Annotated in this window: 35 protein-coding genes; 26 read left to right on the forward strand and 9 right to left on the reverse strand. The window is 45.6% G+C overall.

Annotation, left to right across the window (positions count from 1 at the left end; all coding sequences use genetic code 11):
* Window positions 1-9 precede the first annotated feature (9 nt).
* The 9 genes from K0H59_RS05015 to K0H59_RS05055 form a co-directional block, all read right to left on the reverse strand.
* The gene (locus K0H59_RS05015; RefSeq protein WP_220054843.1) at window positions 10-174 is read right to left on the reverse strand and encodes a hypothetical protein; all 165 of its coding nucleotides are present in this window, start codon (window positions 172-174) and stop codon (window positions 10-12) included.
* Between the two features lie 14 nt (window positions 175-188).
* A complete protein-coding gene (locus tag K0H59_RS05020) occupies window positions 189-455 on the reverse strand; it encodes an adhesin biosynthesis transcription regulatory family protein (RefSeq protein ID WP_220054844.1) in 267 nt (88 codons plus the stop codon).
* Window positions 456-491: 36 nt separating this feature from the next.
* Window positions 492-689, reverse strand: coding sequence for a hypothetical protein (locus K0H59_RS05025; RefSeq protein WP_220054845.1), 198 nt, complete (start codon window positions 687-689; stop codon window positions 492-494).
* The gene (locus K0H59_RS05030) at window positions 679-843 is read right to left on the reverse strand and encodes a hypothetical protein (protein WP_220054846.1); all 165 of its coding nucleotides are present in this window, start codon (window positions 841-843) and stop codon (window positions 679-681) included. The genes K0H59_RS05025 and K0H59_RS05030 overlap by 11 nt, the downstream gene beginning before the upstream one ends.
* 11 nt (window positions 844-854) lie before the next feature.
* Window positions 855-1,175, reverse strand: coding sequence for a hypothetical protein (locus K0H59_RS05035; RefSeq protein ID WP_220054847.1), 321 nt, complete (start codon window positions 1,173-1,175; stop codon window positions 855-857).
* A gap of 166 nt (window positions 1,176-1,341) precedes the next feature.
* Complete coding sequence (locus K0H59_RS05040; protein WP_220054848.1) at window positions 1,342-1,806, reverse strand: hypothetical protein; 465 nt, start codon at window positions 1,804-1,806, stop codon at window positions 1,342-1,344.
* 5 nt (window positions 1,807-1,811) lie between these two features.
* Complete coding sequence (locus K0H59_RS05045) at window positions 1,812-2,138, reverse strand: STAS-like domain-containing protein (protein WP_220054849.1); 327 nt, start codon at window positions 2,136-2,138, stop codon at window positions 1,812-1,814.
* 4 nt (window positions 2,139-2,142) lie between these two features.
* Entirely contained in the window at window positions 2,143-3,105 is a 963-nt protein-coding gene (locus tag K0H59_RS05050) for a hypothetical protein (RefSeq protein ID WP_220054850.1), read from the reverse strand.
* Window positions 3,106-3,948, reverse strand: a complete 843-nt coding sequence (locus tag K0H59_RS05055; RefSeq protein WP_309304158.1) for a S24 family peptidase — start codon at window positions 3,946-3,948, stop codon at window positions 3,106-3,108. It abuts the gene before it with no gap.
* 123 nt (window positions 3,949-4,071) lie between these two features.
* On the opposite strand from K0H59_RS05055, the gene K0H59_RS05065 reads away from it, so the two are divergent.
* The 26 genes from K0H59_RS05065 (at window position 4,072) to K0H59_RS05190 (ending at window position 24,285) form a co-directional block, all read left to right on the forward strand.
* Window positions 4,072-4,293, forward strand: coding sequence for a YdaS family helix-turn-helix protein (locus K0H59_RS05065; RefSeq protein WP_220054851.1), 222 nt, complete (start codon window positions 4,072-4,074; stop codon window positions 4,291-4,293).
* 12 nt (window positions 4,294-4,305) lie between these two features.
* Entirely contained in the window at window positions 4,306-4,914 is a 609-nt protein-coding gene (locus K0H59_RS05070; protein ID WP_220054852.1) for a hypothetical protein, read from the forward strand.
* Window positions 4,907-5,179, forward strand: a complete 273-nt coding sequence (locus K0H59_RS05075; protein ID WP_220054853.1) for a hypothetical protein — start codon at window positions 4,907-4,909, stop codon at window positions 5,177-5,179. Before K0H59_RS05070 ends, K0H59_RS05075 begins: the two co-directional genes overlap by 8 nt.
* An 87-nt stretch (window positions 5,180-5,266) precedes the next feature.
* Window positions 5,267-6,094: a helix-turn-helix domain-containing protein gene (locus K0H59_RS05080; protein WP_220054854.1), complete on the forward strand. Its 828-nt coding sequence runs from the start codon at window positions 5,267-5,269 to the stop codon at window positions 6,092-6,094.
* Window positions 6,091-6,768: a replication protein P gene (locus K0H59_RS05085; protein ID WP_220054855.1), complete on the forward strand. Its 678-nt coding sequence runs from the start codon at window positions 6,091-6,093 to the stop codon at window positions 6,766-6,768. The genes K0H59_RS05080 and K0H59_RS05085 overlap by 4 nt, the downstream gene beginning before the upstream one ends.
* The gene (locus tag K0H59_RS05090) at window positions 6,740-7,954 is read left to right on the forward strand and encodes a tyrosine-type recombinase/integrase (protein WP_258405892.1); all 1,215 of its coding nucleotides are present in this window, start codon (window positions 6,740-6,742) and stop codon (window positions 7,952-7,954) included. Before K0H59_RS05085 ends, K0H59_RS05090 begins: the two co-directional genes overlap by 29 nt.
* On the forward strand, window positions 7,951-8,166 hold the full coding sequence (locus K0H59_RS05095; protein ID WP_220054856.1) for a helix-turn-helix domain-containing protein: 216 nt from the start codon (window positions 7,951-7,953) through the stop codon (window positions 8,164-8,166). Before K0H59_RS05090 ends, K0H59_RS05095 begins: the two co-directional genes overlap by 4 nt.
* Window positions 8,156-8,497 (forward strand): hypothetical protein, encoded by a 342-nt coding sequence (locus K0H59_RS05100; protein ID WP_220054857.1) that lies wholly within the window; start codon window positions 8,156-8,158, stop codon window positions 8,495-8,497. Before K0H59_RS05095 ends, K0H59_RS05100 begins: the two co-directional genes overlap by 11 nt.
* Before the next feature lie 796 nt (window positions 8,498-9,293).
* Window positions 9,294-10,595: a hypothetical protein gene (locus tag K0H59_RS05105; protein WP_220054858.1), complete on the forward strand. Its 1,302-nt coding sequence runs from the start codon at window positions 9,294-9,296 to the stop codon at window positions 10,593-10,595.
* A gap of 661 nt (window positions 10,596-11,256) precedes the next feature.
* On the forward strand, window positions 11,257-11,514 hold the full coding sequence (locus tag K0H59_RS05110; RefSeq protein ID WP_220054859.1) for a hypothetical protein: 258 nt from the start codon (window positions 11,257-11,259) through the stop codon (window positions 11,512-11,514).
* Between the two features lie 62 nt (window positions 11,515-11,576).
* The gene (locus tag K0H59_RS05115) at window positions 11,577-12,065 is read left to right on the forward strand and encodes a hypothetical protein (protein WP_220054860.1); all 489 of its coding nucleotides are present in this window, start codon (window positions 11,577-11,579) and stop codon (window positions 12,063-12,065) included.
* 10 nt (window positions 12,066-12,075) lie between these two features.
* On the forward strand, window positions 12,076-12,360 hold the full coding sequence (locus K0H59_RS05120; RefSeq protein ID WP_220054861.1) for a hypothetical protein: 285 nt from the start codon (window positions 12,076-12,078) through the stop codon (window positions 12,358-12,360).
* Between the two features lie 551 nt (window positions 12,361-12,911).
* Window positions 12,912-13,481: a terminase small subunit gene (locus tag K0H59_RS05125; protein WP_220054862.1), complete on the forward strand. Its 570-nt coding sequence runs from the start codon at window positions 12,912-12,914 to the stop codon at window positions 13,479-13,481.
* Between the two features lie 10 nt (window positions 13,482-13,491).
* Window positions 13,492-15,402 (forward strand): terminase gpA endonuclease subunit, encoded by a 1,911-nt coding sequence (locus K0H59_RS05130; RefSeq protein WP_220054863.1) that lies wholly within the window; start codon window positions 13,492-13,494, stop codon window positions 15,400-15,402.
* Window positions 15,402-15,920, forward strand: a complete 519-nt coding sequence (locus K0H59_RS05135; protein WP_220054864.1) for a hypothetical protein — start codon at window positions 15,402-15,404, stop codon at window positions 15,918-15,920. The genes K0H59_RS05130 and K0H59_RS05135 overlap by 1 nt, the downstream gene beginning before the upstream one ends.
* Before the next feature lie 68 nt (window positions 15,921-15,988).
* Entirely contained in the window at window positions 15,989-17,386 is a 1,398-nt protein-coding gene (locus K0H59_RS05140) for a phage portal protein (protein ID WP_220054865.1), read from the forward strand.
* Entirely contained in the window at window positions 17,358-19,208 is a 1,851-nt protein-coding gene (locus K0H59_RS05145; protein ID WP_220054866.1) for a phage major capsid protein, read from the forward strand. The genes K0H59_RS05140 and K0H59_RS05145 overlap by 29 nt, the downstream gene beginning before the upstream one ends.
* Window positions 19,209-19,263: 55 nt before the next feature.
* The gene (locus K0H59_RS05150; protein ID WP_220054867.1) at window positions 19,264-19,512 is read left to right on the forward strand and encodes a hypothetical protein; all 249 of its coding nucleotides are present in this window, start codon (window positions 19,264-19,266) and stop codon (window positions 19,510-19,512) included.
* Window positions 19,509-19,850, forward strand: coding sequence for a hypothetical protein (locus K0H59_RS05155; protein WP_220054868.1), 342 nt, complete (start codon window positions 19,509-19,511; stop codon window positions 19,848-19,850). The genes K0H59_RS05150 and K0H59_RS05155 overlap by 4 nt, the downstream gene beginning before the upstream one ends.
* Window positions 19,813-20,451: a hypothetical protein gene (locus tag K0H59_RS05160; protein ID WP_220054869.1), complete on the forward strand. Its 639-nt coding sequence runs from the start codon at window positions 19,813-19,815 to the stop codon at window positions 20,449-20,451. Before K0H59_RS05155 ends, K0H59_RS05160 begins: the two co-directional genes overlap by 38 nt.
* Window positions 20,448-20,981: a hypothetical protein gene (locus K0H59_RS05165; protein WP_220054870.1), complete on the forward strand. Its 534-nt coding sequence runs from the start codon at window positions 20,448-20,450 to the stop codon at window positions 20,979-20,981. The genes K0H59_RS05160 and K0H59_RS05165 overlap by 4 nt, the downstream gene beginning before the upstream one ends.
* Window positions 20,974-21,570 carry a phage baseplate assembly protein V gene (locus K0H59_RS05170; protein WP_220054871.1) on the forward strand — a complete coding sequence of 199 codons (597 nt, stop codon included), beginning with the start codon at window positions 20,974-20,976 and terminating at the stop codon, window positions 21,568-21,570. The genes K0H59_RS05165 and K0H59_RS05170 overlap by 8 nt, the downstream gene beginning before the upstream one ends.
* Before the next feature lie 2 nt (window positions 21,571-21,572).
* Complete coding sequence (locus K0H59_RS05175; protein WP_220054872.1) at window positions 21,573-22,232, forward strand: hypothetical protein; 660 nt, start codon at window positions 21,573-21,575, stop codon at window positions 22,230-22,232.
* Window positions 22,229-22,588, forward strand: coding sequence for a phage baseplate protein (locus K0H59_RS05180; RefSeq protein WP_220054873.1), 360 nt, complete (start codon window positions 22,229-22,231; stop codon window positions 22,586-22,588). The genes K0H59_RS05175 and K0H59_RS05180 overlap by 4 nt, the downstream gene beginning before the upstream one ends.
* Window positions 22,560-23,561: a baseplate J/gp47 family protein gene (locus tag K0H59_RS05185; protein ID WP_220054874.1), complete on the forward strand. Its 1,002-nt coding sequence runs from the start codon at window positions 22,560-22,562 to the stop codon at window positions 23,559-23,561. The genes K0H59_RS05180 and K0H59_RS05185 overlap by 29 nt, the downstream gene beginning before the upstream one ends.
* Window positions 23,521-24,285 carry a phage tail protein I gene (locus K0H59_RS05190; RefSeq protein ID WP_220054875.1) on the forward strand — a complete coding sequence of 255 codons (765 nt, stop codon included), beginning with the start codon at window positions 23,521-23,523 and terminating at the stop codon, window positions 24,283-24,285. Before K0H59_RS05185 ends, K0H59_RS05190 begins: the two co-directional genes overlap by 41 nt.
* Window positions 24,286-24,287 lie beyond the last annotated feature (2 nt).

Consider the following 24,287-nt stretch of genomic DNA (forward strand, 5'->3'; position numbering starts at 1 on the left):
ATGAGTCCTTTATCTCTTAACGGATGCTCTGTGAATACCTTTGGCGGCGCGAATGGCTACGGCACGATTTGTGGTAAATCCACCTCCGGGTAAGGCCCAACCATCTTTTACGGCAACGATCCAACCAGAGCCTATGATGATGTCCTGGTTATTTGCTTGTTCTGATAACTGCATAGTGTTGTTCTCCTTTATTGTCGGTTAACTGACAACTCTTTATTAATCCAGTCGATTTCTTTTATCCGTTCAACGGTTTCTGCTACTGCTTCAAGTCGTTTGCGTGCGCGGGAAAAGTTGCCCGCGTCAATACTGTTTCTGGCCACTGCCATAGTGTCTTGAAACCCCAACACGTAGTAATCCTCCAGTGCCTCACAAATGCCTTTTGAATCAATGCGGGTGAGTGATACCAGCAGCTTGAGCCGTTTTGACGTTTCACCGCCTTGTATTAGGTAATTCATAGTTATTCCTTCTAACTTATTAAAATGGTGCCTTTTTTAGCTGTACTTATTGGAATTTGCGCGGGTTGCTACAATTTCCGCCAACAGGTGACCGATGTTAAAAGAAATCGCAATAAGCAGAATCAAATCAGGAAATGAAATACTGATCCCCTGTGCCGCTCCAAACAATTCCCCGACGATATAAGCTAGAGCCAAAATAATATTGGGTAACCCGATGAGCCCTTTAAATGGCATGGCTATTCTTCCTTGCTATTAATCGCTGTTTAGTCTGTTGCCATTGCTTAATCAACCTCTCTAAGCAGCGGTGCTCCTCAGGGTAAATACGCTTCATTCGCTCTAATTCGGCAATACAATGGTTGCAGTAGCTGATAAAGACATTTGAGGCCATCACGTAGCTCCTTAGGCCAAAGCTAAGTGGCTTATGTTTTGGGATGAAACTTTACTGACAGATGCTTTACCTGAACGGGGATCAACATATAGCGAATACTCATGGCCAAGTTCGCCGCTACGGCCGACAAACTGTTGGTGGAATAGCTGAGTCGCATTGTTAAAAAACAGATGTTGTTCTAGGTCTAGCAGACGCTGTTTCACTCGTTCGCTTTCCATGGGATTGCTGTTTGGATGGCGTATAGCGTGTAAGACGACGGCAAAGCGGATTGATACCAGCAGACGATGTTCCTGACGTTGTTTACTGGTGCTTGGTGTATGGGTGAGTATCATAAATCCATCCTCTTAATGTATTAAGGTGGATGTATTACAACTTTAAAGGGTATTTGGTGCCAACTGTTTTAAGTTGTTTTATGTTTTTATAGGTGTTAATTATCGTTGTTAGTGAACTCCAAACATAAAAAAACCGCCAAAAGGCGGTTTTAGGAGCTTGGATAACTTAATAGTTTGGAGGGTAGAGAGATGTCATTTTTGAGTCTAGTTGTTTCTCAAAATTTGAGATGGACACTAAAATCCCATCAACTTGTTCTCTTTTGGCATCCTCAGATAGTTTATCGATATTATAAGAGTTGAGAGTACAGGCTTTACGTAGCGGGAACACCAATCGCTGCAACTCATAGATATCAATGCCGCGTCCTTTTAGAGTATCAAGTTTTGCCGATATCAGTTTTGTTTTAGATAGTACAAGTAAGTCGTAGTTCTGTGGGGTTTCTTTATACTCTGCTTTCAGCCAAAACTCTTCCGAAAGCTTTTGCACATCATTCAGTAAGGTAATCAACCGATTAACGATCGCGTAGGTTTCACTACGCGATGCTAACTTTTTGGCATTATTGTAAACAACTCTCCACCCAACCAAGACAAATAAAATTGAGATCCCGGTTGGTATTAATGGTGCCAAAGTCATTGATTTTAATGTTCCGCAGCTTCTTCAATGTATGACCAAATCTCATCTTTATATGAAGGATCTGTGGTTTTGATTACCAACAAATTTTTGAGGTCTTGCAGTGAAAAATAGCGCTTAAGTACAAGCCCTGCAAAACTTTCGTCAAGGAAAGAAGAACCCAAACCAATAGGTACATCATCTAGATATACTTCGAGAGTTTCTTGGCGTTGTTTACACTCTGTGAGTGCTTTTTTTAATTTTTCTTCTCTAAACCGTTCGCCACTGTTGGGTCCATCTGATGGATAGCGGCCAAATGGATTCGGAGAGAAATCTTTAGCTAAGTTAAGCTTCATGTCATTACTCATATGGAATCAACCACTCAATCATGGTGCCGTTAATATTTGCAGGTAGAGTTAGCTTAAGCGTTTCCCCACCTTCCCTATCAATATAGTACATACCATTTCCACTATATACTAGCAACTTAGAGTTGTCTTTGACTGTTGTTACATCTTTGATATCTTCTGAGCCTTTACCTCTTGTTGGCTCATTAATGCAGCGAGTTACACCTTTTTGGAATGCGAACTCTATAGCTTCTGCGTCTGTCGATATGTTAGCAGGGAGCTTTTCTGCGATACTTTTAGGAATTGACATACCTTTATCATAAATGATGAAAGTTACGGTTTTCTCTTCCTTATCTAGTAAGCTAAGCTGCCACCACCTCTGTCCTATACCTGACTTATTGTCAGGAATGTTTTCATAGGCATGGTGAAGAACATTTAGCATTGCTTCTTGAATACCTTTACTAATGATCCTACTTTGGGGTCTTGACCATTCAAGTCCTTGATCATTGAGGTGCATTATTGCAGGTATTAAGAATTTATTGGGATCTTTTCCTGACTGATACGGATTGTTATCGTTAAATAAACTATTCAGCTTCCTGTCTGCACCAGCAGAGATTGCCTTATTAAGGCCAGAATTTCTAAATAATCTCAATACAGGGCCGCTTTCTGGGAGTGTGAAGGTGATAACATCGTGATTGTTAGTAACTAGCTGAACTCGGGTTATCTCTGCAAATAGTAATACTGATGCCGCAGCGGAAAAAAATTGTAATTTTGAGAAATCTATATGTAACTCTCTGCCTTTTACAAGGCAGACATTTGATATGATTGTAAAAAAATTAAGTGTTTTTTTTACTGTATCAATAGAGCTTTGGTTTATTAAGTAGACACATAGATGTTGTGGTGACTCTATTTGTACTCGACCGTCTGCTAGATAAGTTGGGTTAAAATAGAAAGGAATATCTGATAGTGGAGATGCCAATTAGAATGCCCTACCTGAGAAAACAACCACACCTACAATTGAGCAATTCCCATTAATGGGGATGAGCTGCTCAGGCCAATTAGGGTTTAATGGCTTTAAAAATTTTAAACTTCCTTCTACAACTAGCTGTTTAAATGTGGCCTCGTTCTGGTCATTTAAGCGCGCTACCACATAGGCGCCATGGCGCCATTCCACTTCTGGATCGACAAAGATTAAATCACCGTCGCGAAAGGTGGGCTCCATACTAATGCCTTGCACTTTGAGTACAAAGGTATTAGCGCTACAGTTCACAGGGCAAGGAAAACGTTCGGCTTCTAGAGCGTGTATTTCTTCAATAGCAGACCAAGCACCTGCGCGGACCCAACTGATTAACGGAAAAAAACCTTTAATTTCAGGGCCTGTTGATATGTTGGGTATATCAGAAGGTTTGCCATCCCTACCAAACAGTAACCATTCAGGAGAGCATTTTAACACTCGTGCCAAATCGACAAGTCTTCTTGGATTTTGTGTTTTACCATCTTCAATTTTTTGAAGTGACTGCTGGATCATCCCTGAAGCTTCGGCTGTTTCCTTTTGGGTTAAACCGAGTGCTGTTCTGCGTGATTTTACTCTCTGTGCTAGATCCATTTTTTGCTCATTAGACTTGATGTCTTCACCAAAAAGTAACCAGTTTGGAGAACATTTGAGTGCTTGTGCCAATTCAGAAATATTTCGCGGCTGTTTTGTAGTGCCATCCTCAATTTTATGAATAGCATTTTGAGTTACACCGATTGCTTCTGCTAGCTGTGTCTGTGTGAGATTCAACGCCAAACGCCGAATTTTAACCCTTTCACTAATAGTCATTTTACATTTCACAACTTCAAGTTGTTTACATTCCATTCTGAAGATATGAAGTCTTTTTGACAAACAACAAAAAACAGTGTCAAATTAAACTAATAACAACAGTTTGTGGTTTTTGGGGGGCGAATGATAGCTATTCAAAAAGCGGTAGAGATTATTGGTGGGCAAACAGTGTTAGCCAACCAGTTAGGGATCAGACAAGGCCATGTGTGGAATTGGCTCCATCGTCATAAACAAGCCCCTGCCAAATATATCCGTTTTATTTCCACCGCGACTCAAGGTGCTGTCAGTGTGGATGAGTTACTACACGATCACGAAACTAATCATCAGCTCAAGCATACAGCTTAGGGATTAATCTTCATGAAACACAAATCACGGTTGGATTTATTAATGGTGGCGATTCACCGGTGGCTTGAAATGCCTAAGGTGAGCCGTTCGATTATTGCCTCTGAGATTGTCACAGCGGCTAATGAACTTGGGCTAATGCCTTTGTTGGCAAATGAGGGGATAAGTTTTAACTGCACAAGCGACCCGTATAACGATTCGCGGGTCAATGCCCAAAAGATTTTTAGATGGCTTGGGCAGTATCAGGAAACCCATGCCATGCCTGAACGTTTATTCCACGTTGAACAAGCCATTTTGGCGGCTATGCCTCAGCACTTGAAGCTGAACTACCTTAATGCCGTTTACGGCATGGTTGGGGTGACGGTTGTTGCCGACCATGGATTCGCCGGAACTGAGATTAATACCGCGGCGTTAGCTATTTCACTGACCAAAGAAAATTCCGAAGCTCAAGTTGCCGTTATTCAACTCGGTAAGACGCCTAGCCGTGATGAGGTTATTGCTGCATATCGTGAGCTAACTGAGTCAAGGGGAACTACCCAGGCCGCTCTTGATTTGCTTGAGAAGCATTATCCATTTGTTGGCAATAAAGCCGGCTTAAAGGCTGTGGAGGGGAACCATGTTTGATGAGGAATGCTTGATCTGTTGTTTTTATGGTGCGGCAAACTGCAGTGCACATTCACATGATTTGAATAGTCAGTTAACTGACAAAAATCCGATAGAACTTGAAGCTGAAATTACTGCCCTTAAAGCCAAAAAAGCAAAGCTACAAGCAGATAGTGAGGTTGGGATAAAGCGCGAAGTTCTATTAGCGCGCTCTAATTGCGATTCACTAAAGTCTGAAAAAATGAAGAAAGCCTGCCGAATGTTTGGCGACAGTGCGCAGGCTTAATACCCATTTAAAAGGCAATAGCATGATAGATAAGCAAATGAGTTTAGTCAATTTGACTAATTTGAGGGAAAGAACGGGGGCTTGCGTATGAGTATGGAGCTAATGGTGCTGGCGATGAAGGTGAAAGTCGGCAACCCTCTACGCAAGCTTGTTCTAATCAAGCTCGCTGACAATGCGAGTGATAGTGGTGAGTGTTGGCCGAGTTATCAATATATTGCAGAGCAGTGCGAGATTGGCAACAGTACGGTGCGTAAACACATTAAAGATCTTGCTGATGATGGTCTGTTGACGATTAAGGCTAGAAAAGGCCCAAAAGGCAATGACTCAAATGTGTATAAATTGCACCTTCGAGAAGGTGAGCGTAAGCCGTCTGAGCATGAGCCTTTGCAACAGAGTGAAAATCCGTCTTTAACACTAAAACAGGCCGCAAAGCCTAATAACTCAGGGGTGCTACCAGATAGCATAGGGGGATGCCAGCAGATAGCAGACCCTATGTCACCAGATAGCATAGGGGTATGCCAGCAGGTAGCAGACCCTATGCCACCAGATAGCACCGAATCAGTCATTAAACCAGTCATTAAAAGCTCTAAAAAAACTATACAAAAAAGTGCGCTAGATTTTTCAGCTTGGCCAGCCATGCCGAGTGAGCAGACATTGGCTGATTGGCAGGCTATGCGAAAACGACAAAGGGCCGATGTTAGCCAAACGGTGATTAATCGTTTAGCACCACAGTTGCATTTGGCCGTAGGGGCTGGTTTTAGCGTTGATGATTGCTTGGCCGAATGTGTGACTCGAAATTGGCGTGGATTTAATGCTGTCTGGTTGGGGAATGCGGGCGTAAACCCTAGTCATACACCAGTAGCGACAGAGGATTGGACTCGCCATGTGTTTGACCCGGAGGACCCTTTGGTATGAGCGCACAAAGCATACAAACCTTAATGCATTCACGGCCGATTGTTGGGAATGGCGGGCAGGGTAATAGGGCTGAACCGACTACTGCAGATCGGGCCATTGTGGATAGTATTTTCGTCAAACTAAGGATCTTATTCCCTGTTGGTGCGCCTCGCCAGGATGAAGAAGGAATACATAAATCTGAATGGCTTAAGACACTAGCAGTGCAGGGGATTCGTAGTCGTGAACAAGTTCAACATGGTTTAAATAGGGCGCGGCGCGAGGTGGGTGACCGTAAGTTTTGGCCTACTCCAAGGCAATTTTGTGCTTGGTGTATGCCATCTGCAAATGATGCGGGATTGCCAGAGTTGGAAGCTGCCTATCGCGAAGCGTTAAAGCATTACCATCGCCCCGATAGGCACCGCTGGAGCCATGATATTGTGCGTTTGGCTGTTCGCGAGACTGGAAGTTGGTTATTTGCTCAAGGGGCTGAAAAAGAGGTTTTTGAGGTGTTTAGCCATAATTACACGCAATTAGTTAGGCGGTATGTGGCTGGTGAGGATTTTGATTTTGAGTTACCGAAAGCTTTACCAGCAGAAGTGACTGTTCCAACCGCTCCCACTAAGGCTCGGCAGATACTGGCTGAGTTAAGGGCTAAGCATGGTTTGGGTGGAGGGATTAATGCCAAATTCGGTTAAGCCTTCCGTTGGAGTGCAGTTTGGTAAGGCTAACACAACAACAATCAAACGCTGGTTAGTTGAGTCTGAGGCGCGTGAATTTAGGGATTGGCAGTATCCCAATGTGAAATTTAGGGCGAATACAAATAGGACTAAAGCAAGTGTGTTTTTGGTATTACATGAAGGCGGAAAAAGTCTTTGGAAGAAGCAAGGCCATTTTCCTGCTATGTGTTTGAAGACATTTTTTAATGGCTTACCACAATTACTCGCCAAACGTGCGATTGGTGAGATTAGCAATAGTAGTGAATTGCTAACGCTTGAAGACCTGTTGCTTTGGTATGCAGAGCATGTTTCGACCAATACGACCTTAAGTAAAAGTTGGCGTGATAACTGTGTCTCAATGATCCATAGGCAGCTATTACCAAGAGTAGGGCACCAAAAAATCACTGAGTTTGATTTTATCTGTATCGACTCTTTACTGGTAAAAGCGATGCTTTCTGCTGAGTATGCTCCCCATTATATCCGTCTATGTGTAAACGTTTTAAAAAGAGCTTTCTCGGCGGCATGCGATTTACGTTTATTAGCGGTTAACCCGCTAGCTGGATACAGAGTGCAGTTTAGCTTGAAGTTGGGCCCAAAGTTAGAAACAGCGCTCACAGAGACGGATTTAACCGAACTGTTTGCTGCATTACAGGGGGCAAGACGTCCAGCCAATTTACTGTTTTTACTTATGCTGATGTTCGGAACTCGGATTAATGAAACCCGGTTAAGCCGTTGGGAACACTTTGCCGGTGATTATTGGATTATCCCTGCCGTAAATGCCAAAACCCGCCAAGAGCACCGGTTACCATTAACCCCTGCAGCAAAGGCACTATTATATAATTTCAAACAGTGGCAATTAAATAATGTGGGTAAGCGATCCTTCTTATTTTGCGGGGAGAAAGACGTTATCTCTAAGAGAACAGCCCAGTATTGGAGCGAACAAATCCGCTTTAAAGAATTTACTAGCCATGCGCTTCGTAAACTCTGTCGAACCATTATTGCCGATATGGGCGTGGATACTATGGTTGGTGAGCGCATTTTAAATCATGCCTTACCAGTATTACTGCGTACTTACGTGCATAGCACCTTAGATAAAGGTGTTTTGGCGGCGCTTGAGGCTTATCACCAACATCTGGTTAAGCGCGGATATGTGGGGGCAACATGACTCGTGGATTTGAGATTTTAAAAACGGGTCGCCGTATTCGTGGTTTGACCCAAGCTGAAGTTGCTGAAACCTATGGCGTTAACTCAAAGACTTATCAGCGTTGGGAGCGTGGACAAACGCCAGTTTCCTATGATGACTTAACGGCGATTTGCGACCAAGTGTTTCGTATTCCATTGAGTGAAATCCAAAGGGCGGCAGTTTATGCAAGATGATGTAAGAGAAAGGATCACCATTAAACAACTGCGCAAGGAACTGACTCTGTGGGGGCGCTATTGGTCGAATAAAGAGTATGGGCAAGGGCATGCCAGCCGCAGCGCCTGCGATAAATTGGGTGAGGTCCGTTGCTTTGGTTCGGTTATCAGTGAAGCCGCAGTTCCTGCCCATATTGCCAACTATGATCGGCAAATTACCCGATTAAGCCATGATTGCCGCCGCGCCTTGCGTGTCCACTATATCTGTAAACGCAACTGGGCTTTAGTAGGTTTCGATTCACAAAAATCTTACCTGTATTGGCTACGGCGAGCGGAGGGGGAGTTGCTTTGAGCTTGTCGGTTAGCTGACAAATCAAAATTAATACTACGCCTTGGCTTGGAACACGTTACTTGGGGGCTTGCAATATCCAGTGTCGGGATTTAGCTTCAGATATATTCGTAATGAGTAAAGGTTGCCACTTTTATGGTAAGCTCGCTGAGACTAAATAACTGCTCTTAATAGAACTATATCTTGTGGAGTAAGGCATAACAGCAATCGTGTGATAGACCCTCCGAAGCTGTAAGGCTCTGATCACGTCTCGAGCTCAATATTACTTGTAGAAACTGATCGACTGCAACTAACTACTTTTAGGAATATCTATTTAGTTATGTAAGGTTAATCCTATGTATCCAAAATTACCTTTATTTCCTAGTGGCTTATTAAGTTTCCAATATGTATTTTTATAACCACATGAACTACTACAGTAGCCTCTAGAAATTCTACAAATCTATTATTACTACCAGAAATAATTAGTTGGTATCTAATCAGCTAAATATTGTTGGTTATTTAAAGGTGTACAAAAGAATATAGTTACCAATCAATAACTCGAACAATTTTTTAGTTGTTCTAATTTCCAGTATTACTGGGCTTGTCAAGCGATAATACGACTAGCGATCCTAATAAAAGGTATCATGAACAGTGTGACATCCTGTGTTAAGTTAGGCACAATAATCACGATTGGTTATTAGTTTTATTGTTAAACATTGTTAGAACTCTTGACATTTTGTTTATTTGGTTTATATATGGTTATTATCTTTTACTGTAGTTAGTATGTGTTAAGTTTGACATTAACTTTTGAGATATCTAAATGAAAACATTCTGGTTCATGTTGTTGTCAGGTAAATCATCATTTAGCTTGAATGTGTCTTGTGATAATGAAGATGATCTTCCTGAGTTGGTTGTTGAGCTTTTAAAGTGTTTTGGTGGCTATTTTGTGCCTATAACGCATGAGTTTAAAATAGATGTATTTATTAGGAATACTCAAAAGCTCCGAGCTAAGGTTGTGGAGTATGTTGAGAGATATAAAGATAATTGTCCCCAAGTAAATAAGTATAATGATTTTTTGAATAAACTGAAAGATGGCGATTTTTTTTGCTTGCTGACTGATTGCAAAAGTATTGGGCAGAAGGAACAGTTTGAAATTGATGCTAAGCTATTCGCTCTAAATAATCCCTATATAGAACCTGAAGTTGCTCTAGAGCATGTAAATGAACTCTTTGGTGATTTTTTTTATAAATACAGTATTGTTAGTATTCATCCTGGTAAAAAGATTAAAGTTGGCGAACCTCTGAAATCAAAGAGAATATGCAGGTTTTGCAAAGGAAGTGAAAGCAGTGGTGTTTTTTTTAAACATGAGGCGCATGCGATTTCCGAATCTCTAGGTAATAAAAATATCATTTTGAATGAGGAGTGTGATACTTGTAATCGTGATTTCTCTAAAACTATAGAAATGGATATTGATCTATGGTTTAAAATGCATACAGCTTTTTTTAAGGTTAAGACTAAAGGGAATAAGGTTCCTGTCATTAAGGGTAAAAATTTTTCCTTCAGAGTGAATAGCTTTAATGATGATTCTGATTTTATTTTGACGCATAGTCCTGATGATTTATCTGTAGGTGATGCATTTCCTAAAGAATTATCTTTAGAATTTAACCAAGGTATCGTGATTCAGAATGTCTATAAGGCATTTGTAAAGTTTTCAATGAGTGTTATTAGTTCATCTAAGATTCATCTATTTGAAAAAACTATTGAATGGTTAAAAGGAGAAGGTTTCGTTGATGCTTTACCATTAATTGCAGTGCTTTCTACATATGATAATTTCACTAAGATTCCTGAGCTTTATGTATATTTGAGAAATGATGATGATAACAATTTTCCGCTAGCATTTGGAGAGTTTCATTACACACATCTTAGATATGTTTTTATAATTCCAGTTTTTTGTTTTTCTGAAAAAGAATTTATTGAAAAGAATGAGTATAATACTTTTTGGAGATTTTTAAAACATTATGAAAAATATGATAATTGGAGTTTCCAAGATTTTTCTAATAAAGAGAGGACTCAATTTGTCATCAACATGAAACTAGAAGTAAATTCTGATGTGCACCAATGATTTTATTTTTAACTTGATGTTAATTCTTAAAGTTTATTTGAACCATTCCTGAATAATCATCTCTTCCTGTTGGCTTTGTTTCCTCAAAGCACAAACAATTACGGAGTACCTCCTGTGTGCTAGCGTAGTGCTTAAAACCTTTGTTTCACAGTTAGCTGTTCATTCCTATTCAGGATTTTATTTTGTTTTAAGGTAAATAAACATTGGATTTATCTATTAGGAAACAAAGCCCTTCCGTTCTTCTATACTTGAGTTATGTTGCATAGCTATCCATAGTTTTTTTATCTTGAATTTTTGATGTGCTCTGACCGAGACAATTCTGAGATCATCTTATTTTCTTAGTTAGACCTAAGCCCTGTAATATCAAGTTCTACAGCCAAGTTATTGCATCAGCCTCAGAGAAGGATGCAATGGTTTAGTCAATTTGGGATGAGTTTGGTGAATCGGTAAGTTAAAAATGTCAGTTAAGTGACAAAATTTGAGCCTGAGCCAAGGCAAAAAAGGTGTTTTCTGTGGCAAAAGACTTAAAAAGGGACATTTTTAGGGCTATTTGAAACGCCGAAAAACTGTACATTACAGCTATGCTCACCAAAGCAATAACCTGAGAACTTCACCTGTTGCCCTATTCATTTGGATAGGGCATTTTTTTGGCCTAAAGCTTATGAATGTATTAATAAAAGCCAGCGAATGGAAAGGGCGTTTAATTGCCTACGGTGGCGGTAGTGGTATCAGTATTTTTTCTAGTGAAGTGGCGGCTAAGGCACAGGAAGCCGCAGATATGGCAGCACAAATTCCTACCTCAGCTTTTACTATTTCCACGTTAGTTTCAGTTGGTGGCTTGTTAGTTGTGGCAGGCCGATTAGTGTTTGATATTTGGAAATATTTAGACGAGCGCCAGCAGGCTAAGAAGCCCAAATAAAACAGTCAACTCATTCCATAAGCCCTGAATATTCGGGGCTTTTTTGTTTCTGGAGGATTGCTATGACCGTGTATTACGGCCTCGTTAATAAGCAGCAAGTAATGGTGTTTGCTCAAGCGGTTTGTGGGGTGTTAGGCGGTGGTGATAAGGCCGTTGATTTATTGATTGAGACTGCAGCAGCCGAAACGCTATTGGGCTCTTATCGTGACTTAACTACTTATGCCGCTGGAACAGGTGTAACACAGGTAGATGAAGGCACGTTTGATTGGTTAAAGAGTAAATACAAAAAACATCGACTAGCTGATGCGCTTTATCAGGCATTTGGCATTTGTCTGGGCAAGGTTAGCTATGTCGAGCTAGAAACCTCGCCATTACTGAGTTTTATCTTTTGTCGCTTACGTTATTTCGCTGTGCAGAGTCCTATACCTGAGACTCGTGAAGGGCGAGCGCTGTATTGGAAGCGACATTACAACACATCGGCAGGCAAGGGCACACCAGAGGAGTATTTGGTGCGGTGTGAGCTTGCAGGTGTTAATGCGTTACTTCCATAGGAGATTGATTATGCAAAAACTATTTTCAAATACGAAATTAGCCACGGTTTTCGGGTTGATGCTTGCTTTAGTGTTAATGCCATTTGCGGCATTGGCTGCATCGCCAGAACTAATTCCACCTATTGAGGCATTGCCGGGATGGGCTGGAGTGATGATTGCTGTGCTTTATGGTGTTGCTCATGCTGTTGCATTGCTGCCAACGTCTATTACCTCTCGTTTGCCTAATGCATTGAAAGCAATACTGAATTTTATTGCTGCTAATTACGGTGCAGCAAAGAATGAGAATAAGCAGTGAATTGGCTGAAGTTGTTCGTTTTACTGCTTGAGTGGGGCGTGCAACTAAAAAGGCGTGATGATGAAACAAAGCGTGAAGAACGGTTGCGACTGGCTAAGACCAATCCTGGTGATTATTTGCGTCAGTTTGGGCGGGTGCAGCATGTTACCGACCCCCAAAACCCCATGCGTGGCAATAGTTCCAGTGCTAACGAATGTGATCGAGAGTGATGAAGTTTTTATTGTTTCTCAATCAGACATGGCTCAGCTCACGCTTTACATTGAACAATTACGCCAATGCGTTGCAGTCAACTCTATGTAATTTTTTGATATGAAAGAAAAAAGGTACTCCCAGGAAAGGGGGTAACCAACGGGGCATAGACTCGCGGAGTCTGCCTCTTTTCATATTTTCAAACTGAGTCCTTTCTCCTTTCTGGTTTGAGAAAGGACTTTTGATAAAAGATTTTTGAAATCAGATCGTTGTTTTAAATATGAAGAAAGGACTTTGGAGCAAAAGAAAGGACTTTTGTTTGATTTTCACTCAATTTGAGAAGTCCTTTCTTTTGGTGTGTTATGGCATATGTAAATCGTAATGAATTTGCTGACATTTTGGGGAAATCACCTAAATGGGTTGCTAACCAAATTGACTCGGGTTTGCCCGTTGAAGGAGGTGGCAGTAGAGGTAAGGCGTTAGTGATAAATACTGAGCTAGCGATCAATTGGCTGATCGAACGTGAAGTGAAACGACAGGTTGGTGAGCTTCAAGGTCCCAACGGTGCTCCTGTTGAAGGCACTAAAGATGGTGAAGAGTTGCTTTTAACCATGGCTAAACGGCGTAAGGCCGATGTCGATGCCGCGAAAGCCGAGCAATCAGTGATTGATTTGGAAGATGTTGGGCAATTTTTATATGCAATTTCCGCACTCTATGGCAGTGAACTCAACAGCTTGGGAGCGCGTTTAGCTTCAGAGGTCGCACAAATACATGAACCAGCCATGTGCAAGCATCGAATCGACAGTGAATGCCGCCGTGTCCGCGCTGCCACAGCTGAACGCCTCCGTGGATTTGTTGCTGAATACCGTTCTCAACAGCGCAGTGATAGTGGATGCGAAGCCTCTGAGGAATGCAGCGACTTGGGCGACTGAGAATCGGATCATGCCTCCTGGCTCTCCGATACCAGGGCCATTTGATACCTCGACAACGCCTTACATGCTTCCTGTTTGTGAAGCATTTGCTTGTCCGCAGTTTAATCGCGTTACCTTTGTGATGGGAACGCAAATGGGTAAATCTGCAACGATGCAGAATGTCATTGGTTGGAAGCTTGACGATGATCCTGCACCAATCATTTATGTCGGCCCTACAGAATCTAATATTAACAATGTCGTCGAACCCAAAATCATTGAAATGTTCCAAGAGGCCAAAACCTTATGGATGAAGTTCGACAAGAAAAGTACCAAACATAAGAAACGTGTCGCGGGCGCATCGCTGCGTTTTTCATGGGCAGGTTCGGCCACAGAACTGGCATCTGATTCAGCGGTTATCACGCTCGTTGATGAATTGGATAGACCCGATGAGAACGCCACAGGTGAAGGGGATTTAGCTGAAATCGCCGAAGCGCGTGGTGATGCGTATACCGATTCAAAGCTTGGACTCACCAGCACGCCAACTCACGGTATTGTGAGGACATCGCCTCATCCTGATACAGGCTTAGTTCATTGGGCGCTTTCTGATAAAGGCAAAGTTTCAAGCCCCATTTGGCGGCAATGGGAAAAGGGAACTCGCCACGAATGGGCGGTACCTTGTCCCGACTGTCACGAATACTTTATGCCTAGAAGTGAGCTTCTATGGTGGCCAGGCATCGGGACTGAGGATGAGTGTACACCCGCTCAAGCAGTGAAAGCGGCGAGATTAATTTGCCCTCATTGTGGGAGCCAGATTGAAGATCGTCACCGTAAAGAAATGAACCGTCTCGGGGTGGCAATTGCTCCTGGTCAGGCTGCTACGCTTGCAGATGGGCATGTGCTTATCACTCAGAATGGCGATGAACATGTCATTCCCTATGCGGGTTTTTTGAATACCTCCGATGAAAACAACCATTTCAGTCTTTGGGTCAGTGGTTTGTGTAGTTTTTCTGGCAAGAAAAGTTATGGCTTTCTTGCTCGGAAATTGTTGGAAGCACAAAAGAGTGGTAACCCCAATGCATTACTGACTGTCTATAACACTGGTTTTGGTGAGATATACGCCATAGCCGGCGAGGCGCCAGAGTGGGAAGAGGTTTATGCGCTGCGTTCGTCCTACGCATCCGGCCAGATCCCTGAAGGTTTTGACCAACTCATTTGCACGGTAGACGTGCAAAAAAACAGGCTGTACTACGTGCTACGCGCTTGGCGCCCTGGCATGTCTAGCCGCCTGATTGAGTGGGGCGAAATTTGGGGAGACACGGATAAGCCTGAGGTCTGGAATGAGCTGTCAGAGTTCCTAGAGCAGGAATGGGATGGCAAGCAAATCCAACTGATGGGTGTCGATGCTGGTTTCAGAACTGATGAAGTGTTGGCGTTCGTGCGCCGGTATAAGGGCCGAACTCGCGCCCTTATGGGGTTTGAGCGTTTGCCTAAACCGTTTCGTTTAGTTCGCCTTGAAGTAGACAAGAAGGGTAAAACTCGCCTGCACGGTGATAAACGATGGGACTTTGATACTACGCTGGCCAAAGCCTGGGTACATAGCCGAGTGCGCTGGCCCAAGGGCAAGGACGGTGATTGGTTGATCCCCTCAGATATTACCGAGGAATACTGCCGCCATATTGTTGCCGAAGAATTTAACGAAGAAACAGGAAAGTGGAATCAGACCGCCAAGCGGAACGATTATCTGGACTGTGAGGGGATGCAATACATGTGCGCCCGTATGCTGAGAATTGACCGCAAGAAGTCGTCTGCTTCACCAGATGAACCCGATGGCTCCGAGCCAGATGAAGAAACTCCACCAAAAGCCACCAGAAAGCCCGTCAAGCGCAAACGGTCAAGCCGTAAACGCGCTGGCGGTGGAGGCTTTGTCAGCCGGTATAGATAATGAATGAACCCAAGAAAATAAGCGCCGGTACCTCAGTTGGCTGGTCGTTTAGTCACGAGTTGGCAGATGGCCAGTGGCAGTTTAGCTATGCCGTTCGTGGCCCTAGCGTCATAGACATAGACACTACTGCTGCAGATGGACTGGTGACAGTCTCCAAGTTAGCCGATGTGACAACAGCCTGGACTGCTGGGCTGTATGACTGGCGTCTGTATGCCAGCAAGGGCGCTGACCGTCAGTTGATAGCGTCTGGCCAGATGGAGATTGAGGCCGATTTTGCCAGCTTAACAGCTGGACACGATCCACGTAGTCACGCCAAGCGAATGCTAGATGCCATTAATACGGTGCTCGAGGGCCGGATTCTTTCGGATCATGAGAGTTATACCATTGACGACCGCCGCCTAGACCGCATTCCGATTATGGAATTGCACAAGCTACGTAGGGTTTACATTCAAAAAGTCAGAAGCGAGAAGGGTAATGGTTTCCGGCTTAAACGAGTGTTGACGAGGTTGCCAGCATGACAGAAGAAAAACAAGAAACCTATGTTCGCAAAACGCGCCGCAGCCAACCTGGAAGCCACCGCTTCGCATTGGCAAAGCAAGGGCTGACGGGACCACGCCTTAGCGGACTTGCGCTGAGTATTAACGAGGAACTGCGCCGAGACTTGTCCGTGATAAAGGCTCAGTCTCGCCGTGCCGGCAATGATGACGGTTATGTTGTCAAGTTCCTGTCTATGTGCGAAACCCACATAGTCGGCCCAGAAGGGTTTGCCTTTCAGAGCAAGGCCAAGTCGTTTGGTGGTAAGTCAGACGACAAGGCCGCCAATGATTTGATTGAGGAGCACTTTGAAAACTGGGGGAAGAAAGGTAGTTGTGATGTTACCGGCCGTTATAGCTGGCAAGATATTCAGACGCTGTTTATCCGTACAGTTGCCGAGGATGGTGAAATCCTGGTGCGCTTTGTTGAGGGATTCCCTAATCAATATGGCTTTGCGCTGCAGCTGCTCGATTCAGCCCACTTAGACATTAACTACAACCGCGAAATTAAAGACGGCACACGCATTCGGATGGGAGTGGAATTGGATGAATGGGACCGCCCAGTGGCGTACCACATCCTCACTAATCACCCGGGGGATAGGGTTTATTTTTACGGCAACACCCGTTATGAACGTATCCCGGCCAGTGAAATGTTACTGGCCTTTTTGCCTTTCAGGGTTGGTCAATGTCGTGGCGTTCCCTGGGCACATGCTGCGCTGCTGGAAATGCACCACTTGCATGGCTACCGCGAAGCCGAGCTGACCGGTGCCCGGGTTGCAGCATCCAAGATGTTGGCTTACGAGCCTGACTCTGACGTTGAGCCAGAGGAAGAAGACGATGAGCCCGATTTTGTTGAAGAAGTCGAACCCGGCATGGCCGTGGTTGTTCCCTATGGTTACACCCTAAAAGAGCTGAACTTCAATCAGTCTGGCAGCAACTTTGCGGCTTACATGAAAGAAGGTAAGCGCGGCGCAGCCAGTGGTCTAGATGTCAGTTACAACACTCTAGGTAATGATGGTGAGGGAATTAGCTTTTCTAGCCTTCGCCAGTTCGTGTTGGAGGACAGGGACGGCTGGAAGAAGAAACAACGCTGGATGAGGCAAGAGCTGTGTGACTTGGTTAAATCCAAATGGTTGCGAATGTCATTGCTTAGCAATGCCATCCCAGGCCTGCGATTTAGCGAACTTAAACGGCTTGATAATCATCGATTCCAGGGCCGCCGATGGGATTGGGTTGACCCGCTCAAAGATGAGAAGGCCAACACTGAGGCCATCAACAACATGACCAAATCCCCACTGCAGATCATTCGTGAACGGGGGGAAGACCCTGAGACGGTGATCAACGAGTTGCTAGAGTTTGAAACCATGGTGGAACAGGTACGTAAGAAGCGAGCCGTAACCACTCAACAACAAGGAAACCAGAATGGCAAAGAAGAAGAGCAAGACTCTTAAGCTTGGCCGCCAGTTTCGTTCCCTCACCTTTGTCCGTGAATCCATTAATGAAGAAAACCGCACCGTTGAATTGAGTTTCTCAAGCGAGGAACCCGTTGAACGGTGGTTCGGCATGGAAATTCTCGGGCATGCGCCTGGTGAGTGTGATTTGTCGAGACTGAATAATAGCGGCGCGTTCCTGATGGATCACAACACTCGTGACCAACGTGGAGCGATTGAAAGCGCAGTTATCGACAACAAGAAAGGTAGAGCCATTATTCGCCTTTCCAGTAGCGAGCGCGGAGAAGAGCTATGGCAAGACCTCAAAGATGGTATTCGACCGCATATCAGCGTTGGGTACCGTATTTTGGAGATCATCCACGTTAAGCGAGATGAGAACGGGGTTGATTGGTATCGGGCAACCAAATGGCAGCCCTATGAAATTTCATCTGTATCTGTGCCAGCTGACACTTCAGTGGGGTTAGGCCGAAGTGATGATAACGACGACACAACTGATTTTAACATTGAACTAAGAGAGTTAGGTATGGACGAAGAAGAAATCCTAGATCAGCAAGAAGAAAAAAACCGCGCCCAAAAGCCAGTGGCAAAACCTCGTGCGAAAGCCCCTGCAGTGCCAGTTGATGAAGAAGCTGTGCGCAAGCAAGAAACTGAACGCTGCCAAGAAATCATGGCGATGGGTTCACAATTTGGCATGAGCCGCGAAGCTCAAGAAGCCGTGGCCAATGGCGATTCAATTGATAAATTCCGTCAATTGGTTCTTGACGGTGTGCGTGATAAGAAAGTTAAACCTACAGGTACAGAAATGAACCTAGGGTTAGACGCTAAAGACGTTCGCCGTTATAGCCTTATCAATGCGGTTCGCGCCAGTATCACCGGCAATTGGAAATCAGCAGGTTTTGAGCGTGAAATCTCTGTCGCCCTGGCAGATAAAATGGGCAAAGATGCTCGCGGATTTTACGTCAACTATGAAGTATTAGCGCAACTGGGCCGTGCGGCGCAGTCAACTGGTGCCGGCATGGGTGGCGAGTTGGTTGCCACTGACCTATGGAGCAGCCAATTTATCGATCTGCTGCGTCCTAACTCAATCGCTGCCGGCTTGGGTGTGCGTTTTGCGACTGGCCTGGTTGGTAACGTCGATATTCCCAAAATGACCAGCGGCGCGTCTTTCTACTGGATTGACGAAGACGAAGACGGTACTGAGTCAAATGTGGGCTTAGGCATCGTTAAGATGGCACCTAAGACCATTGCCGGTGCCGTGCCGATTACACGCCGTCTGATGCAGCAATCTACGCCAGATATTGATTTACTGGTGCGTGATGAAATGCTGCGCGGCATTGGCCTAGGGATTGATAAGGCGGTGTTCCTCGGAACTGGCCTCAATAACCAGCCACTGGGCATCAAAAACCAGACGGGTGTGCATGCTATTCAAATTCCCGCAGGCGGTTGGGACTGGAAGACCATTGTGGCGTTTGAAACTGCCGTGGCCGAGTCTAACGCCCTGGCGGCGAACATGGCTTACGCCATGCGCCCATCACTGCGTGGCACCCTAAAAACCACAGAGAAGGCCGCTGGTACGGCTAAGTACCTGTGGGAAGGCGACCAGGTTAACGGTTATCCAGGTGTGGTATCGACCCAGCTTGAAACAGATGCCCTGTTGCATGGTGACTTTAGCCAGGCACTGGTCGGTATGTGGGGTGCTCTTGACCTGACCGTTGATAAGTCAACTAAGGCCGCTAGCGGTGGTACTGTGCTGCGCGTGTTCCAGGATGCAGACGTAGCGATTCGCCATGGTGCAGCCTTTGCCTACGGCAAGAAAGTGTAATAACCCTTAAGTTACGGCGCCCATGAGGCGCCTTTTTTATATCTGGAGTGAACTCATGAAAGTTCAAATTATTTCTGGCGTGATGATCCGTGGCACCGCTGTCTTTCCAAAGACAGGCGAAGGTAAGAGCGCTGTGGATTCTGTCGTAGAAGTCACCAAAGCAGAAGCGCGTGATTTAGTACGTGCCGGTCAGGCAAAAGTGGTTAAAGACTCAACCAAGGTCACTGTTGAAATCAAAGACCCTGAAAGCGAAGCCGATGCGCTTGATGACTTCTTCGGTGAAGAAGAGGAGATAGAAGAGTGATAGGCGCTAATGACTTTGGGGTGTTCTTTAACCCCAAAGACTTCGGTACGCCAGCCATCCTGCATCTATCAAGCGGAAATAAGCATGTTGTGGGGATTTACAAAAATCCACAGCAGACGGCCAAGCTGAAAGGGGGCGGTTTTGTTGAGGGGAATAACGCTTCCCTACTGCTGCCCGATAGTGATGCTGCATGGCTTAATATTCGGGATTGTGTGACCGTGGCTGGCAGCGAATGGCAACTGGTGAAACAACCCGTTCCAGAAGGTTCAGGTCTGACCCGGGTTTATCTTGGAGTCAAAGATGCAAAGCAATCAACAAAGCCTGCTATTCGATATTGATCCAAGTGAGCTTGAGTCTGTTCAGTTGATGTTGGGCGGTACAGAAAAGGAGATGCTGGCCGCCTATAACCGCGCGATTGCGAGAACGTCTGTGACCATGAAGTCACGAGGTTCCAAATTAATGCGTGATGGCATGGATGCAAAGGGACTTAAAGAAGTGCGCAAGCGTATGCAGGCGTATAAAAGCGCTTTCAAACTTGGACAGACAAGCGAGAAGCTTGATGAACTTAAGCTGTGGTTTGGTCTTAACGATATGTCTATTGGTCGTTTAAAAGGCCGATTGTCTCGGCTTGGGAGCAAGCGTTCTCCAGCTGGTGCGGCTTTTACATCAAAGACCTTAGGCCAGCAGAAATACGAAGACGGCTTTCTTGGTCGAGTTCGCGGTAAACGCTCTATTTTCGCTCGTAAAGGAGCCGCCAGATTCCCTATTCGGGAGAAGAAAGTGGCTGTTTCAGACCCGCTGCATGCCAGGCTTGAAGACGATATTTTTTCTGAGTTACCAGAGGTGTTCATGCAGCACTTCACCACGGATATGAAAGGCCGGGTGGCTGGTCGTAGTTCAATCGCTAGCCGTCAACAGAAATGGAATAAATACGCATGAGCAAAGGCATACACCTAACGGAATACCATGAGGCTGTGCGCCTTTGGCTCAAATCTAAGGCGACATGGCTCAAGGGCGTTGAGTATTACCCTGAGATTACAGACACCCTCGAAACGCCGTGTGCTTTTATCTCGGTAATGGGATGGGAGCCGGTTGGTGAACAACCTGGTAACGGTCAGCTGGCGGTCAATTTGCACTGTGAAGTGTTGGCCGTCATGGGCGTAAAAGAGAGCACTTATCAGCTTGATGCCCGTAATGCGGCCATGTTCATCAGTGTGGTACTGCAGGACGCTAATTTTGGACTCAAGGCCATGCCGGCTAAAGTCGTCAGCGCCGACCCAGATGCATTAGATCCTGAACTTGATGCCTATTCAGTGTGGTCAATCAAATACGTGCAGAAAGTTACCATCGGCATGCCAACGCTGGAGCCTGATGAAGAACGGGGCATACGTCTGGCAGTGAATCCGGTAAACATGGATGACCCCGCCGAATATCACCCACTGGAGGACTTCAATGAGGCAGATGCTTGAACTCTTGGTGCGTGAAATGCTTGGGCCATATCTTGATCGTATTGAAGAGCTAAGCACTGAGGTGGAAGAACTACGCCGGCGCCAGCAACTCATGATCCGTTTGGGGGTTGTCAGCGAAGTACACGGAAGCAATCAACTGGTCAAGGTCAAACATGGTGACCTGACCACTCCTTTTATTAAGTGGTTTGCTCAGTCTGCAGGGCGGGTATCTCATTACCGTTGTCCGACGAACGGCGAGCAGGCACTCATTTTGAATTTTGGCGGCGGCAACACCGGCGCCCAAAGCATTGCGCTGGTTGGTATAGATTCCACTCAGTTCCCTTTCCCTGCTGATAACCCTATACAAGTGGTTACGGCCTACGGGGATAAGTGCGCAGAAATATGGGACATGGATGCCGGCACCTTGACATTAAAAGCGAGCGAGAAGATCACCCTCGATACCAAGTTGGTGCACGCGACTAAGGACGTCAAGGCTGATGGCGAGGTCAGCGACCACACGCGCAGCATGCAAGATGATCGCAATATTTATAATGGACATACGCATCCAACTGGCAACCCTAACACGAGTACACCTAACGAGACGAAATAGCGATGAACATTGATTTATTTAAAAAAATCCAATCGGGCGGCCTGAGTTTTTCGAGTCCATCTATCGGAGTGGGTAATCAAGCTATTTCGGCGGTAAATCAAGCTGACAATGCATTAAGGCCATTAGAAAGTTTAGGTGTCGTTAATCCAGCTATTCTAGCCAGTACGCGCCAGCTGTTGAGTTCTGCAAATGGCAGTTTACTCGGGAATGTGTCTCAAATAACGGCTATGTCAAATGACACGTTACGGCTTTCGTCTATGGCGCAGCAAGCTAACAGATTAGATGCTCTGACAAATCAAGTGCCGTCTAGCTGCTTCAATACCGAGGCTTTATTTGCAACGGTTAACGGTGCATGTGACGAGTTTTTTTATGCGATTGGTGATGCTGCAAATAGCATCGTTGAAAAAGTTGCAGCTTACTTTTCAGGTTCAATGTCATCGTCTGCTTTAGAAAGTTTTTTATCTGGCATTGCTGAAATGTTTCACTCTGCAATGAGCAGCATTGCTGAGCGGTTTGCAGCAGAGCAACGATTCTTAACGGATATGAAAAATAAGTTAATGGCATCGTCTTTGGCTCAATCTATTGAGGCCTTATGGAACAATGACTGCACCCGCGCAGCGTTAGATAAGACCTTACCGGAGAATATAAAGGCGCTTCTATGATAGGAATCGACCGTAACACAGGCCGTCAGATTGATGGTTTTGAGCAGTTGGTGAGCCGGATAATCCAGGTGATGACTACGCCGCTGGTTGGCCGTGCTAAACGGCCTAGATTTGGCAGCCGAGTGCGGGAAACCTTGGCCGACAATATGTCGGACAGCATGCTGGTTCGTGCCCAGGCATTTGCCATTGAGGCTTTTTATAACCCGGCCAACGGGCTGCAGGATTTTGTCCCTAGCAGCTGCATGGCCAAGCGCGGCGCCACAGGACTGAGCCTGTATTTTGAGGGCATGTGGCATGGCCGTCCCGTTAGATTTGAGGTACCACTGGATGTTTCCACATCAAAACCCATTACCTAAATCGGATGTGATCACCACGCCGGCTTTTGAAACCTTGCTGGCCAATGTCAAAACTAGCTTACTGGATTACCTAGAACAACATTCCCCAGGAGATGCCGCGGCAGTGCGTGAAACGCTTGCCAACGAGGCCGAAATCCTGACCAAATTCACCGAGGCATTTACCGTTATTCTGCAGAGCCATTTTAGGCAGATGAACGCCCAGGCACAGCAAATGTTCGGCATGTATGCCACGGACAAAGCCATGGTTGATTTGATTGTCAGCCAGTTGGGCGTTAAGCGTCTGGTGCTGGAAGAAGGTGATCCCAATGCTTACCCGCCAGTCCTGCCAGTGATGGAGAGTAATGAGGCGCTGTTAACCCGTTATTACTTGGCAGCTTACGCCTTGGCCACTACGGGTACGCGCTCAGGTTACCGCTTCCATGCTATGACTTTGGGCGGTCGGCCGATGGTTAAGGTGGAAAGTCCTGAGCCTAACAAGGTGGTGGTGACCTATGAGTTTGCAGAGCATGAAGATGCTGGAAAAACCAAAGATGCCCAAGCCCGTCAAGTCACTCCCGGCGTAGTGGACTGTTACATATTGGCCCATGCCGGCAACGGTATACCCGAGCAGGCATTGGTGGATGCGACCCAGAGCTATCTTGGTCGGGATGACATAGCCCAAGAAACGGATTTGATTACAGTGAAGACGCCAAGCATTCAAAACTGGTCATGTAGAGCACAGCTTTATGTTCGTCCTGGACCAGATGCCAGCATGGTGAAAGTGGCTGCAGAGAAAACGGTGCAGGAATATGCAACCAGCCAGCATAGGTTAGGCGGTAGCATTGAACCTTCGATGATTTATAGCGTGTTGTTGAAATCAACTGGGGCTCACAGAGCCGATTTAACCGAACCCGCGCAGCCAATACGCTGTGCTCACAGTGAGGCGCCGTATCTTGAGTCAATCAACATTACCGTCAGCACTGAAAACCTATAGCGTCCTGCCAGATAACCGCAGCGCCTTAGAGCGTGGGCTGGAGCTGGCGTTGAGTGAACAGCTTTATGCGGTTACTCAGCCATACCCTCAGTTACTCGATGCGAGATACACACCGCCTAATATGTTGCCGTTTCTTGCGGCTGAGCGCCAGTTGCCAGTTTGGGACTCGGCTGACCCGGAGTATATCAAGCGAAATTTGACCGGCAATGCTTGGCAGGTTCGCCGCTTGAGTGGCACTCGTGCCGGCTTGAAGATGGCGCTGGAGTCATTGGATTTTCTGAGTGAGATCACGCCTTGGTATCAACAGGTTCCGCAAGCTGCACCCTATAACCTCGCTGTGTTGGCGTGGGAAAAAGGCAATAAGCCGGTCAATGTTGCCAATGTGCATAAGCTGATGGCTTACATCGCTGATAGTAAATCAGAGCGTGATGTGATCGAGCTGTCACTGATGTTTGGGGTTGAAACTCAGCTCGGCTTAGCCGGCGCGATAGCTCCTGCGACCAATGTTAAACCGACCAATTGTGAGGCAGGGCTTTGGGCTATGCCTAACGCTACCGTATCGCTGGCCATTGGCGGTGGAGCACTGCCAGGGATAAACATTCAACCTCTGAACTTGCTGGCGATTACGCCTGTTGTCAGCGGTTATGCCCAGTTGGGCATCACGGCCGTAGCGGGCCATTACAGCATCACAGTCTCAGCCGTTAACGCGAGCGCAGTTATATAAGG

Source organism: Shewanella sp. FJAT-51649, from assembly GCF_019457435.1.
GTDB classification, from domain to species: domain Bacteria; phylum Pseudomonadota; class Gammaproteobacteria; order Enterobacterales; family Shewanellaceae; genus Shewanella; species Shewanella mangrovisoli.